Source organism: Variovorax sp. YR266 (genome assembly GCF_900107295.1).
Classification (GTDB): Bacteria; Pseudomonadota; Gammaproteobacteria; order Burkholderiales; family Burkholderiaceae_C; genus Variovorax.
In genome coordinates this window covers 114,864-127,076 of sequence record NZ_FNPM01000016.1, presented here as the reverse complement: position 1 = coordinate 127,076, position 12,213 = coordinate 114,864, and the positions used below count along the sequence as shown (strand labels likewise).

Annotated in this window: 13 protein-coding genes; 11 read left to right on the top strand and 2 right to left on the bottom strand. The window is 67.2% G+C overall.

Going from position 1 to position 12,213, the window contains the following annotated elements; all coding sequences use genetic code 11:
- Positions 1 to 45: 45 nt before the first annotated feature.
- The 11 genes from BLW48_RS30305 to BLW48_RS30255 all read left to right on the top strand — a co-directional run bounded on the left by BLW48_RS30305 (position 46) and on the right by BLW48_RS30255 (position 9,083).
- Positions 46 to 483, top strand: a complete 438-nt coding sequence (locus BLW48_RS30305) for an acetyl-CoA carboxylase biotin carboxyl carrier protein (RefSeq protein ID WP_093179295.1) — start codon at positions 46 to 48, stop codon at positions 481 to 483.
- A 13-nt stretch (positions 484 to 496) separates the two neighbouring features.
- On the top strand, positions 497 to 1,849 hold the full coding sequence (accC, locus tag BLW48_RS30300) for an acetyl-CoA carboxylase biotin carboxylase subunit (protein WP_093179268.1): 1,353 nt from the start codon (positions 497 to 499) through the stop codon (positions 1,847 to 1,849).
- Complete coding sequence (gene pxpB / locus BLW48_RS30295; protein ID WP_093179266.1) at positions 1,846 to 2,517, top strand: 5-oxoprolinase subunit PxpB; 672 nt, start codon at positions 1,846 to 1,848, stop codon at positions 2,515 to 2,517. Before accC ends, pxpB begins: the two co-directional genes overlap by 4 nt.
- Positions 2,514 to 3,497, top strand: a complete 984-nt coding sequence (locus BLW48_RS30290) for a 5-oxoprolinase subunit C family protein (protein ID WP_093179264.1) — start codon at positions 2,514 to 2,516, stop codon at positions 3,495 to 3,497. The genes pxpB and BLW48_RS30290 overlap by 4 nt, the downstream gene beginning before the upstream one ends.
- Positions 3,498 to 3,795: 298 nt before the next feature.
- Positions 3,796 to 4,191, top strand: coding sequence for an acetyl-CoA carboxylase biotin carboxyl carrier protein (locus BLW48_RS30285; protein ID WP_093179263.1), 396 nt, complete (start codon positions 3,796 to 3,798; stop codon positions 4,189 to 4,191).
- A 21-nt stretch (positions 4,192 to 4,212) separates the two neighbouring features.
- Positions 4,213 to 4,977 carry a LamB/YcsF family protein gene (locus BLW48_RS30280; RefSeq protein WP_093077571.1) on the top strand — a complete coding sequence of 255 codons (765 nt, stop codon included), beginning with the start codon at positions 4,213 to 4,215 and terminating at the stop codon, positions 4,975 to 4,977.
- A gap of 165 nt (positions 4,978 to 5,142) precedes the next feature.
- Positions 5,143 to 5,895 (top strand): SDR family oxidoreductase, encoded by a 753-nt coding sequence (locus BLW48_RS30275; RefSeq protein WP_093057360.1) that lies wholly within the window; start codon positions 5,143 to 5,145, stop codon positions 5,893 to 5,895.
- A gap of 37 nt (positions 5,896 to 5,932) precedes the next feature.
- Complete coding sequence (locus BLW48_RS30270; protein WP_093057361.1) at positions 5,933 to 6,634, top strand: amino acid ABC transporter permease; 702 nt, start codon at positions 5,933 to 5,935, stop codon at positions 6,632 to 6,634.
- A gap of 12 nt (positions 6,635 to 6,646) precedes the next feature.
- Complete coding sequence (locus BLW48_RS30265) at positions 6,647 to 7,405, top strand: amino acid ABC transporter permease (protein WP_093057362.1); 759 nt, start codon at positions 6,647 to 6,649, stop codon at positions 7,403 to 7,405.
- Between the two features lie 53 nt (positions 7,406 to 7,458).
- Complete coding sequence (locus BLW48_RS30260) at positions 7,459 to 8,193, top strand: amino acid ABC transporter ATP-binding protein (protein ID WP_093077570.1); 735 nt, start codon at positions 7,459 to 7,461, stop codon at positions 8,191 to 8,193.
- A gap of 47 nt (positions 8,194 to 8,240) precedes the next feature.
- Positions 8,241 to 9,083 (top strand): ABC transporter substrate-binding protein, encoded by an 843-nt coding sequence (locus BLW48_RS30255; RefSeq protein ID WP_093057363.1) that lies wholly within the window; start codon positions 8,241 to 8,243, stop codon positions 9,081 to 9,083.
- Positions 9,084 to 9,099: 16 nt separating this feature from the next.
- Here the strand turns inward: BLW48_RS30255 and BLW48_RS30250 are convergent, their stop codons facing one another.
- Together BLW48_RS30250 and BLW48_RS30245 are read right to left on the bottom strand one after the other, a co-directional pair.
- Positions 9,100 to 11,484, bottom strand: a complete 2,385-nt coding sequence (locus BLW48_RS30250) for an LPS-assembly protein LptD (protein WP_093179261.1) — start codon at positions 11,482 to 11,484, stop codon at positions 9,100 to 9,102.
- A 35-nt stretch (positions 11,485 to 11,519) separates the two neighbouring features.
- Positions 11,520 to 12,209: a response regulator gene (locus tag BLW48_RS30245; RefSeq protein WP_093057365.1), complete on the bottom strand. Its 690-nt coding sequence runs from the start codon at positions 12,207 to 12,209 to the stop codon at positions 11,520 to 11,522.
- Between the last annotated feature and the right edge of the window lie 4 nt (positions 12,210 to 12,213).

Below are 12,213 nucleotides of genomic sequence, written 5' to 3'. Positions count from 1 at the left end.
GCCGTCACGCGTTCGCGGAATGCGTCGGCCATCACAGCCATCGGCATGAAGCAGGAACAGATCAAGACGCTCATCGACGCTTTGGCCGCATCGGACCTGGCGGAACTGGAGTACAGCGAGAACGGCAGCACGCTGCGGCTGGTGAAGCTGTCGGCGCTGGGCGCCTCAACTGCCGTACCCGCTATGCGAAGCCCGTCCGGCGCACGGAAGGCGCCACGACAGGCCCTGGAAGAAACAACGGCGGTTGCCAGCACCGAGTGCCTTGCACCGTTGTTCGGCGTGGTGCACTTGCAACCCGCGCCCGGCGAGCCGCCCTTCGTGCAACCGGGGCAGGCCATGGAAGCTGGCCAGCTGCTGTGCGTGATCGAGGCGATGAAGATGTTCAACGAAGTCCGCGCCGATCGTGCAGGCACCGTGCAGCAGGTGCTCGTGCATTCGGGCCAGGAAGTGGAAGCAGGGCAGCCCCTGTTCCGCTTCGGATGAGGAGGCGCGCGCGATGTTCGACACCGTGCTCATTGCCAACCGGGGCGAAATCGCCTTGCGCATCCAGCGCGCCTGCCGGGGCCTCGGCCTGCGAACGGTGGTCGTGCACTCCGAGGCCGACCGCGACGCGATGTACGTCGCGCAGGCCGACCAGGCGCTGTGCATCGGGCCGGCAGCGCCGAGGCTGAGCTACCTCAACCAGTCCGCCATCCTGTTCGCCGCCGAGGTGAGCGGCGCGCAGGCCATTCATCCCGGCTACGGCTTTCTCTCGGAGAACGCGGGCTTCGCCGCGCGTGTCGAGCAGGCCGGCCTCGTGTTCGTCGGCCCCAGCGCTGCCTGCATCCGCACCATGGGCGACAAGGTTTCTGCCAAGCGCGCGATGCGCAAGGCCGGCGTGCCCTGCGTGCCCGGCCCCGACGAGGCGCTGCCGGACGACCCGGCCGCAGTGCTGGCCCTGGCGCGCGACATCGGCTATCCGGTGATCGTGAAGGCCGCGGGCGGCGGCGGCGGGCGCGGCATGCGCGTGGTGCACGAAGAAGCCGCGCTGCTCGACGCCATGGCGCTCACGCGGGAAGAAGCGCGCCAGGCCTTCGGCAACCCCGAGGTCTACATCGAGAAGTTCCTGCTGCATCCGCGTCATGTCGAGATCCAGGTGCTGGCCGACAGCCACGGCAACGCCGTGTGGCTGGGCAGCCGCGACTGTTCGCTGCAGCGCCGCCACCAGAAGGTGATCGAGGAGGCGCCCGCGCTCGGCATCGACGACGCGCTGATGGCCGAGGTGGGCGAGCGCTGCGCGGCCGCGTGCCGGCAGATCGGCTACTGCGGCGTAGGCACCTTCGAGTTTCTCTACGAGAAGGGTGCGTTCTATTTCATCGAGATGAACACGCGCCTGCAGGTGGAGCACCCGGTGACCGAGATGACCACCGGCATCGACATCGTGCAGCAGCAACTGCGCATGGCGCTCGGCGAGCGCCTGTCGCTGGCGCAGGCCGACGTGCGCTGCCAGGGCCATGCCATCGAGTGCCGCATCAATGCCGAGAACCCCGACACCTTCGCGCCCGCGCCTGGCCGCATCACCGGCTGGCAGGTCCCTGGCGGCTTCGGCGTGCGCGTCGATTCGCACGCGGGCGCCGGCTACCGCGTGCCGCCGTACTACGACTCGATGATCGCCAAGCTCATCGTGCACGGCGACACCCGCGCCGATGCGCTCGACCGCATGCACCTGGCGCTGGCCGAGACGCATGTGGAAGGCATTGCCACCAACGTGCCGCTGCACCGCGCGCTGCTGCGCGACGACGGCTTTGCCGCCGGCGGCGTCGACATCCATCACCTCGAACGCTGGCTGCAGCAAAGGAGCGCGGCGTGAGCGCACAGGCATCCCGTACCGAACCGTCCATCAGCCTTCTGGGCACCACGGCGCTGCTGTTCGAAGCGCCGGGCGACATGAACCTGCCGTCTCAGCAGCGCATCTGGGCCCTTGCGCACGAAGCCGAGAGCTGGCCCGAAGTGCGCGAGGCCGTGCCGGGCATGAACAACCTGATGCTCACCTTCACGCGCGCGCCGCGCCATCTCGATGCGCTGTGCGAGCGCCTGTGCAACGCCTGGAGCGCGGCCACCGCCGTGCCGCGCGAAGGCCGCGTGGTCGAGCTCCCCGTGGTCTACGGCGGCGAGGGCGGCCCGCACATGGCCGACGTGATGGCGCACACGGGCCTGAGCGTCGAGACCATCGTCGAACTGCACAGCGCGCCGCTATACCCGGTGTATGCGCTCGGCAGCCATCCCGGCTACTGCTATCTGGGCGGCATGGACCCGCGCATTGCCACGCCGCGTCGCAAGACGCCGGTGCTGAGCATCCCGGGCGGCGCGGTGTCGATCGGCGGCGCGCAGACGGGCGTGTCGGCATCGGCTGGCCCCAGCGGCTGGAACACCATCGGCAGCACCTCGATGGTGTTCTTCGACCCCGCGCAAGATCCGCCCGCCATGCTGCAGCCGGGCGACATGATCCGTTTTCGCGTGGAGGGCATCGTCCGATGATCGAAATCCTTTCATCCGCCGCGCTCGCCACCGTGCAGGACCTGGGCCGCACCGGCAGCCTGCGCTGGGGCGTCGGCACCTCGGGCGCCATGGACAACCTGGCGCTGGCCGCCGGCAACCTGCTGCTGGGCAACGCGCTTGGCGCGGCTGCCATCGAGGTGCCGGTGTTTCCGTTCAAGGTGCGCTTCGACGAAGACTGCGCCTTCGCACTGACCGGCGCCGACTGCGCAGCCAAGCTCGACGAGCAGCCCCTGCTGCCCTGGTGGGTGCACCAGGCACGCGCCGGCCAGGTGCTCACGCTGGGCCTGCCGCAAGGCGGTGCGCAGCGCGGCAGCCGCGCCGTGCTGTGCGTGTCCGGCGGCATCGACGTGCCCGAGGTGCTGGGCTCGCGCAGCACCCAGCTACGCGGTGCCTTCGGCGGGCATGAAGGGCGCGCGCTGCGTCGTGGCGACGTGCTCCGCGCAGCCGATGCAGGCAGCGCGTGCCGCACCGGTTTCGGTCTGGTGCCACCCGCGCTCGCACTGCCGCTGGAGCGCGATGGCGTTGCCGCCGTACGTGTGCTGCCCGCTGCCGAGTACCTGGCCTTCGAGCCGACTTCGCGCGAAGCCTTCTGGGCCGGCGAATGGAAAATCACCTCCCAGAGCGACCGCTACGGCTACCGTCTCGACGGCGAGGCGCTGCGGCCCATTGCACCGATGGAACTGCGCTCCCACGGCATCGTGCCCGGCGTGATCCAGGTGCCGCACAACGGGCAGCCCATCATCCAGATGCGCGACGCCCAGCCTTCGGGCGGCTACCCCAAGTTCGGCACCGTGATCGAGGCCGACATGTGGCGCCTCGGCCAGGCGCCCATCGGCAGCCGCATGCGCTTCATCGAAACCACCTGGGACGAGGCGCTGGCCGCGCTCGACGAAGTGCGTGCGTGGCTCGACAAGGTGGCGCGTGTGGTGGCTCTTCATCGGGGGGCGCCTCGTGTTTGAGCGTTGTTGTCGTTCGGGGCGCGATCACGCCGACGGGGTACCTTGCTCCGCGAATGTCCCCCGGCCTGCGGCCTCCTCCTTTATTTCGCTGCGCAAGGCACCCCATCGACGTGATCGTTGGACTGAGCGCAGGTTGATCCGCCGAACGCCAGCAGCGTGCCTCGTGCACAGGGCGTCGGGTGCTCCCCGCAGCGAAATAAAGGAGGAGGGCGAAGCCCGGGGGACATTCGCGGAGGGGAGTACCCGGCGGCCTGTGCATCACCCCGAACAAGAGCACCAAAAAGCGAAGGCCTGAAAAATGCAGGACACAGCACTGCGCACTCCGCAACTCGCCGACTGGCTGAGAGGCACCGACATAGGCTTGCTCGAACTGCGCACGCCAGAAGGCACCTTGCGCCTCGGAAGGCAGGGCGATGAAATCATCGAACTGCTGGATGAAGAGGCCGAGCCCGAACTCCTGAAGATCCACGCTCCTTCGCTCGGCGTATTCCTGCAAAGCCACCCGCTGGCTGCTGTACCGCTGGTCCGCATCGGCCAGCGCGTTGAAGCCGGCCAGACCATCGGCCTGCTGAAGATCGGCCCGCTGCTGCTACCCGTGACAACCCCGCAAGCCGGCATCGTCGACAGCATCCACGCAGCCGACGGCCTCGCAGTCGGCTACGGCACACCGCTGTTCGACCTGCAACCCCTCTGACGAACGAGACAAGGATTCACGATGGACATCGATCTGAATGCAGACCTCGGCGAAGGCTTCGGCCCCTGGCGCATGGGCGAGGACGAAGCCCTGCTCGACATCGTCTCCTCTGCCAACGTGGCCTGCGGTTTCCACGCGGGCGACCCGGTCATCATGGACCGCACCGTGCGCATGGCGCGCCAGCGCGGCGTCGACGTCGGCGCGCACGTGGGCTTTCCCGACCTCATGGGGTTCGGGCGCCGGCCGATGCAGATAGAGACGAAGGAACTGGTGGCATACGTGCTCTACCAGCTGAGCGCGCTGGAGGGCATGGCCCGCACCGCCGGCCACCGCATGACGCACATGAGCTTCCACGGAGCGCTCGGCAACATGGCCGCGGCCGACGCCGCGCTGGCCGAGCCGCTGGTGCGCGCCGTGGCCGATTTCGATCCCTCGCTCACCGTCAGCACCTCCGCCAGCCGCGCCATCGAAGGTGCGGCCGAGCGCTGCGGCCTGCGCGTGCGCACCACCTTCCTGGCCGATCGCGCCTGTGGCGACGACGGCCTGCTCGTGCCGCGCAAGCTGCCCGGCGCGGTCATCCACGAGCGCGACGCGGTGCTGGCGCGCGTGCGCCAGCTTCTCGAAGAGGGCACCGTCACCAGCAGCACCGGCAAGAAGATCCCGATGCGCGTGCATTCGATCCTCCTGCACGGCGACACGCCCGGCGCCGTCGACCTGGCTCGCGCCGTGCGTGGCGTGGTCGAGCAGGCGGGGCGCGTGGTGCCCATCTCAAAACAATCGACCTGATGCATCGGGGCACGAACATGGTGCTTACCCTTACTCATATGCACAGATGCCGGGCGACATAAGGGGGGCTTATCGCTCCACAGTCAATCCGTCTTGGCGCCGCCCGCAGGCGCTGGCTACAGTGAAATCCAGGCAGTCATCTGCCCCTTAACGAAAGAACCCGATATGCCGTTTTCCGACTACAAGACCGCGCTGGTGACCGGAGCCTCTTCAGGCATCGGCGCCGCCGTCGTCGAACGCCTGAGCAAGGAAGGCCTCAAGGTCCACGCGCTTGCGCGCAGCGCCGACAAGCTGGCCGACCTGGCCGCGCGCACCGGCTGCATTCCGCACGCCATCGACGTGAGCGACCTCGCCGCCGTCACGCGCCTCGCGAAGGAAGTCGAGTTCGACGTGCTGGTCAACAACGCCGGCGTGGACCGCCCCGGCTCCATCCTCAAGGCCGACGCCGAAGGCATCGACCTGCTGGTGGACGTCAACCTGCGCGCCGTGCTGCACCTGTGCCGGCTCGTGGTGCCTGGCATGGCCGCACGTGATCGTGGGCACGTGGTCAACATCAGCTCCATTGCGGCGGCCTACAACTTCGGCGGCAACAGCACCTACCACGCGACCAAGGCGGCCGTGAGCATGCTGTCGCGCCAGCTGCGCATCGACTGCTTCGGCAAGCGCGTGCGCGTCACCGAAATCTGCCCGGGCCGCGTGGCCACCGACATCTTCGCGCACGTGCACGGCGACTCCGAAGACACCTACAAGCGCTTCGTCGAAGGCTATGAACTGCCGCAGGCCGAAGACATCGCCAACGCCATCGCCTTCGCCATTGCCGCGCCCATCGCGGTGAACGTGGGCCACATGGAAATCACGCCCACGCTGCAGGTGCCCGGCGGCCTCTCGACCACGCGGCCGGAAACGCCGCGCGACTGAGCCCCCGGCCCATGCACGCCACGCAAAGGAACAGCGCATGAAGGACTTCGACCTGCTGGCGATCCTGCTGAAGCCGGAGTTCGGCGACATGCTGCTGCATGGCCTGCTGGAGACGCTGAAGATCGCGGCCGGCTCCTGGCTGCTGGCGATGACCATGGCCGTCGTGCTGCTGGTGGTGCGGCTCACGCCGAACCGCATTGCCGAGCGCATCGTGGCCGGCTATGTCTCCTACCACCGGAACGTGCCCACGCTGGTGCAGCTCATGTTCTGGTACTTCGGCATCTTCAGCCTGCTGCCCGATGCGCTGCAGGGCTGGCTGTCGGTGCACAACGCAGAGAGGTTGCTGTCGATTGTCGCGCTCGGCCTGTGCCAGGCCGCCTACTTCAGCGAAGACATGCGCTCGGGCCTGCGCGCCATTCCGTCGGGGCAGGCCGAGGCCGCGCGCGCGCTCGGTCACGGCTACATCGGCTCGATGCGCCACGTGATGCTGCCGCAGGCCATCCGCAACGCGGTGCCGGCGCTGGTGAACCACAGCGTGTCGCTCTTCAAGAACAGCAGCCTGGCCATGGCCATCGGCGTGGCCGAGCTGACGCACGCGGTGAAGGAAATCGAGAGCCAGAGCTTTCGCACCTTCGAGGCCTACAGCGTGGCCACCGTGCTGTACCTGGTGTGCTCGCTGCTCATCATGGCGGTGGGCGGCTGGCTGTCGCGGCGCTATCGCATCGTCGGTGCACGTTAAGCAGGAGCCACGATGTTCAGCGTCTACGAAATTCTTCGCGACAACTGGCTGCTGCTGCTGGTCGGCCAGTACCCCACCGGACCGCTCGGCGGCATCGTCGCCACCCTGATCCTGTCGGTGCTCGGCATCGTGCTGGCCTTTCCGCTGTCGGTGCTGCTTGCGCTGGCACGGCTCTCGCCATGGCGCCTGCTGCGCTGGCCCGCCACCGTGCTGGTGTACGTGGTGCGCGGCGTGCCGCTGCTCATGGTGATTTTGTGGGTCTACTTTCTGGTGCCCATCCTCATCGGGCGCGAGGTGTCGGGCTTCACCACCATGCTGTGCACGCTGGTGATCTACGAAGGAGCCTACCTCTCGGAGGTGGTGCGCGCCGGCATCCAGTCGCTGCCCAAGGGCCAGAGCGAGGCGGCGCGTGCACTCGGCCACAGCCACCTGGGCACCATGTGGTTCGTGATCCTGCCGCAGGCGCTCTACAACATGCTGCCGAGCATGCTGAGCCAGTTCATCTCCACCATCAAGGAGACCACGCTGGGCTACGTGATCAACGTGCAGGAACTCACCTTCGCGGCCAACCAGATCAACAACCAGCTGCTGACCAAGCCGTTCCAGGTGTTCTTCATCCTGGCGATGACGTACTACGTGGTCTGCTTCAGCCTGACGCAACTGGCGCAATGGCTGGAGCGGCGCATCGCGCACAAGCGGCTCGGCGCCGCGCCGGTGAAGGCCGCCGAAGACGGCGTGCCGCTTCCAACCCCTGTGGTGACCCAGCCATGACAACGCCCGCTCCACACCCCGCAGGGCGGCCCGCTGCCGCCAAGGACGACACCATGATCCTGTTCTCGAACATCAACAAGTGGTACGGCGACTACCAGGCGCTGGCCGACATCAATGCCGAGGTGAAGAAGGGCGAGGTCGTCGTGGTCTGCGGGCCCTCGGGCTCCGGCAAGTCCACGCTGATCCGCACTGTGAACCGGCTGGAAGAAGTGAAGTCGGGGCAGCTGCTTTTCGACGGCCACGACATCCATGCGCCCATGGGCAGCGCGGCGCTGAACAAGCTGCGCAGCCGCATCGGCTTCGTGTTCCAGAGCTTCAACCTGTTTCCGCATCTCTCGGTGCTGGAGAACATCATGCTGTCGCCGATGCGCGTGCTCGGCGTGAAGCGTGCCGACGCGAAGGCCAAGGCCGGGCAGCTGCTCGAACGCGTCGGGCTGTCGAACAAGGCGGGTGCGTACCCGGCGCAGCTCTCGGGCGGCCAGCAGCAGCGCGTGGCGATTGCCCGCGCGCTGGCGATGGAGCCGCCGGCCATGCTGTTCGACGAGCCCACCAGCGCGCTCGACCCCGAGATGGTGGGCGAGGTGCTGTCGGTGATGCGCGGGCTTGCCAACGACGGCATGACCATGATGTGCGTCACCCACGAAATGAACTTCGCCCGCGAGGTGGCCGACCGCGTCTGGTTCATGGACGCGGGCCGCATCCTGGAGAAGGCCGACCCCGAGACCTTCTTCGGTAGTCCGCAGCATCCGCGCGCGCAGCGCTTCCTGTCGGACCTGCGTGCGCATTGAGTCCAGTCCCCGTCGTTCACTTTTTCGCAATCTCCCAGGAGCTCACCATGTCGAACAAGACCGTCTTCCGCCTCGCCATTCTTGGCACCTGTCTCAGCGCGGCCTCGCTGCTCGCGCACGCCGACCAGTGGAGCGACATCAGCCAGCGCAAGGAGCTCAAGTGCGGCACCTTCGCCGACGTGCCTCCCTTTGCGGCACCCGACCCGAAGACGCGCGAGATGGTGGGCCACGACGTCGACCTGTGCAATGCGCTCGCCAAGGAGCTCGGCCTCACCGCCAAGGTCACGCCGCTGTCGGTGGAAGCGCGCGTGCCCGAAGTGAAGCTCGGCCGCGTCGACGTGACCATCGCCAACCTGGCCTACACCAAGAGCCGCGGCGAGCAGATCCAGTTCAGCGATCCGTACTACGTGGCCAAGGAAATGCTGGCCGTCAAAGCCTCCGACCCCGGCACGGCCAAGGCAGACTTCAAGGGCAAGCGCCTGAGCTCGACCAAGGGCTCCACCTCCGAGATGTCGATCAAGATGAACGGCTCGGAGCCGGTCACGTTCCAGGACACGGGCTCGGCCTTCATGGCGGTGCAGCAGAACAAGTCGGTCGGCATGGTCGCCAACACCATGACCATCACCAAGCTGGTCAACCAGTCGAAGACCGAAGGCGTCGCGCTGAAGATGATCAAGGACCCGATGGTGCTCCAGCCCATCGGCATCGGCATGAAGAAGGACGAGCCCGTGCTGCTGTCCAAGGTGAACGCTGCCCTCTACGCGCTGGAGAAGTCGGGTGAGCTCGACCGTCTCTGGGCCAAGTGGCTGGGCCCGAACACCGAATACAAGATGGTGCGCGAAGAGAAGGTCACGCCGCTGGCCGACCTGAAGTTCGAACTGCTGCCCTGAACCGACCTGAAGCCCCTCAGTCGTAGTTCGTGAACCGGCTCGGCTCCTGCGTAGGGGCATTCAACGGCTGATAACCCTGAATGTTCTGCAGCAGCGTGCTCGTCGGGTTCGAGCCGATGTTGCCGAAGCCGTTGAACTGGATCTGGAACATCAGCCGCGTGTCGGGCGTCGTGCGGCCCGACACGAGACGCTCGAGCACGACGCGGCCCACCCAGCAGCAGGCGTTGTATTCCGCGCCGATCAGGCTGTCGGACATCGCGTGGTCGTGCAGGCTGTAGCTCAGCCGCCCCACCGCATACCAGCGCCCCGGGTCTGTGGGCGACTTGTTGCCGAAGAGGCCTCTCGTCAGCTCGCTCAGCGGCCACTGCCAGTTGAAGTCCACCGTCTTCGTGCCGTCGTCCGCGGTCGAGCTGCTGTCCGCCTGGTAGCGGAAGGCCGCGGTGAGCGTGTGGTACGGCGCGGGCGTGTAGCGCAGGGTGAGCGCGTCGCGCGAGCTCTTGCCGGTATCCATGTTGTATTGCGCGATGCCGTCCACGCTCCACTTCGGATTCCAGTGCACCAGCCCGCCGACGATGAAGTCGCCCGTGCGGTCGGTCACGGCGGTGCCGCTGGGCAGCGTGACGTTCTGGTCGCTGAAGCGAAAGCGCTGCGCGATGCCGAAGCGCGCCGACTCGGCGCCGGTGGTCGGGTCGATCAGGCGCGTGCTCACGCCCGTGGTCAGCGTGTTGGTGTCCGAAACGCGGTCGTTGCCCGAGAACGCGTTCTCGGTGTAGAGCGTGGCAAAGCTGATGTCATTGGCGGCCGTGTCGTACACGGGCAGCTGGCTCTGGTCGCGATAGGGCGTGTGCACGTAGAAGGCGCGCGGCTCCAGCGTCTGCCGCCATGCGCGCCCGAAGAGGTTGGTGTCGCGCTCGAACACCAGGCCGCTGTCGAGGCTCACGGTCGGCACCACGCTGGTGATGGAGGTCGCGCCGCTGGCCAGCGCCGAATCGAGCTGGTAGGCGGCGGTGTGCAGCAGCAGCTTCGGAATTACGTAGCCGCCTGGTGTGACCCACGGCCGGCTGATCTGCAGGTTGCCGACCATGCGCTCGCCGTTGGGCTGCTTGATGCCGTTGAGCGTGGGCGAGTAGGCCGAATCGATCTCGAAGCGTGTGTAGTCCAGCGTGCCCGACACGTCGAAGCCGTGCCAGTCGTACTTGTTGTAGTTTGCCGTGATCTGCGGCACGCGGTTGTACGAAGGCGTGATGGGCGAGGCCGCGTACTGCAGCGTCTGGTAGGCGAGGGTGCGCGCCTGGCCGCTCCAGTCGCCCTTGGTCCAGTTGAGGTCGAACTCGTTGGTGAGCGTGCGCGAGGTCAGCGTGGGTGTGTGCGAGAAGTCGCGCCAGTAGTCGTCGTCGCTCACGCGGTTGATGTTGAACGAGGTGCTTAGCGAATCGAGCCCGAAGGGCTTGGGGTCCAACTGCTGGTTGTGCTGAGCCCACAGGCCCCATCGGTTGATGCCGCGCAGGCTGTCGCTGGGCATCTCGTCAACGCGGATCTGGCCGCTGTAGGTTTTCTCGAGGTAGCGGAACTCGGTGCCCAGGTTCACGCCGCGGCTGGTCATGATCTCGGGGTACAGCGTGAGGTCGCGGTTGGGAGCGATGTTCCAGTAGTAGGGCTGCAGGTACTCGAAGCCGTTGGTGGTGTCGTAGCCGATCACCGGCGGCAGCAGGCCGCTCTGGCGTGCGTTGCTGAGCGGAAAGCTCACCGACGGTATCGAGGGCGTGGTCACGCCGAGGAAGCTGATCTGCGCGTCGGTGGCTGTCGCGAGGTTGGTGTCGGTGTCGGTGGTCATCGTCACGGCCGTGAGCATCCACGCAGGCACCCAGCTCGAATAGTTCTCGCGCAGGCAGGTGGTGTAGGTGGCGTGCCGCGCGATCGACACCTTCGGGTCGACGAAGTCGATGCGGTCGGCCTCGCCATGTCCGCCGTTGGCCAGCAGCGTGTAGCGCACGTGGTTGAAGAAACCCTCGAAGCTCTCGACTTTCAGGTGCAGCTCGGGGCCTTCGTACACGTTGCCGGCCTGGTTCAGGTGCACGTTGCCTGTGGCCGTGGCCAGGTCGCCCGGCGGCTGGTATTCGAGCCGGTCAGCCGTGATGCGCGTGTCGCCGCGCCGCAGCGAAGCATTGCCTTCGACCACCACTTCGAGGTCGGGCCGACCGCTGAGCTTGTCGCCGTCGACCAGGCTCGGGCGCGTGCTGCGTTCGGTCGGCGCGATGGTCTCCGCGAGCTCTGGCGTGCGGCGCAGCGTCATTGGCGCCTCGGTCCATGTTTCCTGTGCCGGGGCCGTCTGTGCACGCAGCAGGAGCAGCGACAGCAACACCATCGGCGGCCGCGGAAAACCGCGCCAGCGTAATTTCATGTGAGAGGATTTCCAGGAAGCAAGCCGGCGTCGGGTCAGGCGTCTTGCCTGGCCTGCGATTCCCATGCAAAGCCGACGCCATAGACCGAGCGGATCCAGTCGTGCTCGGTCGAGACGGTGGCGAGCTTCTTTCTGAGGTTCTTGATGTGGGTGTCGACCACGCGTTCGTTGACGTCGAGCGCCTCCGGGAACGCGGCTTCGAGCAGCTTCGAGCGCGTCAGTACCCGCCCGGGCTCCTGCGAAAGCGCGCGCAGCAGCAGCGACTCGCGGCGCGTCAGCGGCAGGTAGTGCCCGTCGAGAATCGCGCAGCCACGCACGGCCCCAAAGGTGATCGGCACCGAAGGGCGCGCGACGATGCGGCGCTGCGCATAGCGCCGCAGCACCGTGTGGATGCGCACCACGACTTCCCTCGGAGAAAAGGGCTTGCACACGTAGTCGTCCGCGCCGAGCTCGAAGCCGCGCAGCCGGTCGGCTTCGTGCGCAAGCGCCGTCAGCATGATGATCGGGTGGTCGCTGCGCGCGCGGATCTTCTCCAGGATCTGCAGGCCGTTGACGTGCGGCAGCTGAACGTCGAGCAGGGTGAGCGCGGGCGGCGAGGTCAGGATGCGATGCAGCGCGACCGCGCCGTCGTCGATGTGGTCGACCTCGTGCCCGGCGCGATGCAGTTCGTCCAGCAGCACCGACGCGGCGTCGCGCCCTTCCTCCACCAGCAGGATCCGGCTCATCGCG

Bases quoted from the DNA above. Each gene is read 5' to 3' on its own strand.
- BLW48_RS30260 (WP_093077570.1), top strand. From the start codon at position 7,459: ATGATCCTGTTCTCGAACATCAACAAGTGGTACGGCGACTACCAGGCG.
- BLW48_RS30250 (WP_093179261.1), bottom strand. From the start codon at position 11,484: ATGAAATTACGCTGGCGCGGTTTTCCGCGGCCGCCGATGGTGTTGCTG.
- BLW48_RS30280 (WP_093077571.1), top strand. From the start codon at position 4,213: ATGGACATCGATCTGAATGCAGACCTCGGCGAAGGCTTCGGCCCCTGG.
- BLW48_RS30275 (WP_093057360.1), top strand. From the start codon at position 5,143: ATGCCGTTTTCCGACTACAAGACCGCGCTGGTGACCGGAGCCTCTTCA.
- accC (WP_093179268.1), top strand. From the start codon at position 497: ATGTTCGACACCGTGCTCATTGCCAACCGGGGCGAAATCGCCTTGCGC.
- BLW48_RS30265 (WP_093057362.1), top strand. From the start codon at position 6,647: ATGTTCAGCGTCTACGAAATTCTTCGCGACAACTGGCTGCTGCTGCTG.
- BLW48_RS30255 (WP_093057363.1), top strand. From the start codon at position 8,241: ATGTCGAACAAGACCGTCTTCCGCCTCGCCATTCTTGGCACCTGTCTC.
- BLW48_RS30270 (WP_093057361.1), top strand. From the start codon at position 5,933: ATGAAGGACTTCGACCTGCTGGCGATCCTGCTGAAGCCGGAGTTCGGC.
- BLW48_RS30305 (WP_093179295.1), top strand. From the start codon at position 46: ATGAAGCAGGAACAGATCAAGACGCTCATCGACGCTTTGGCCGCATCG.
- BLW48_RS30245 (WP_093057365.1), bottom strand. From the start codon at position 12,209: ATGAGCCGGATCCTGCTGGTGGAGGAAGGGCGCGACGCCGCGTCGGTG.
- BLW48_RS30290 (WP_093179264.1), top strand. From the start codon at position 2,514: ATGATCGAAATCCTTTCATCCGCCGCGCTCGCCACCGTGCAGGACCTG.
- BLW48_RS30285 (WP_093179263.1), top strand. From the start codon at position 3,796: ATGCAGGACACAGCACTGCGCACTCCGCAACTCGCCGACTGGCTGAGA.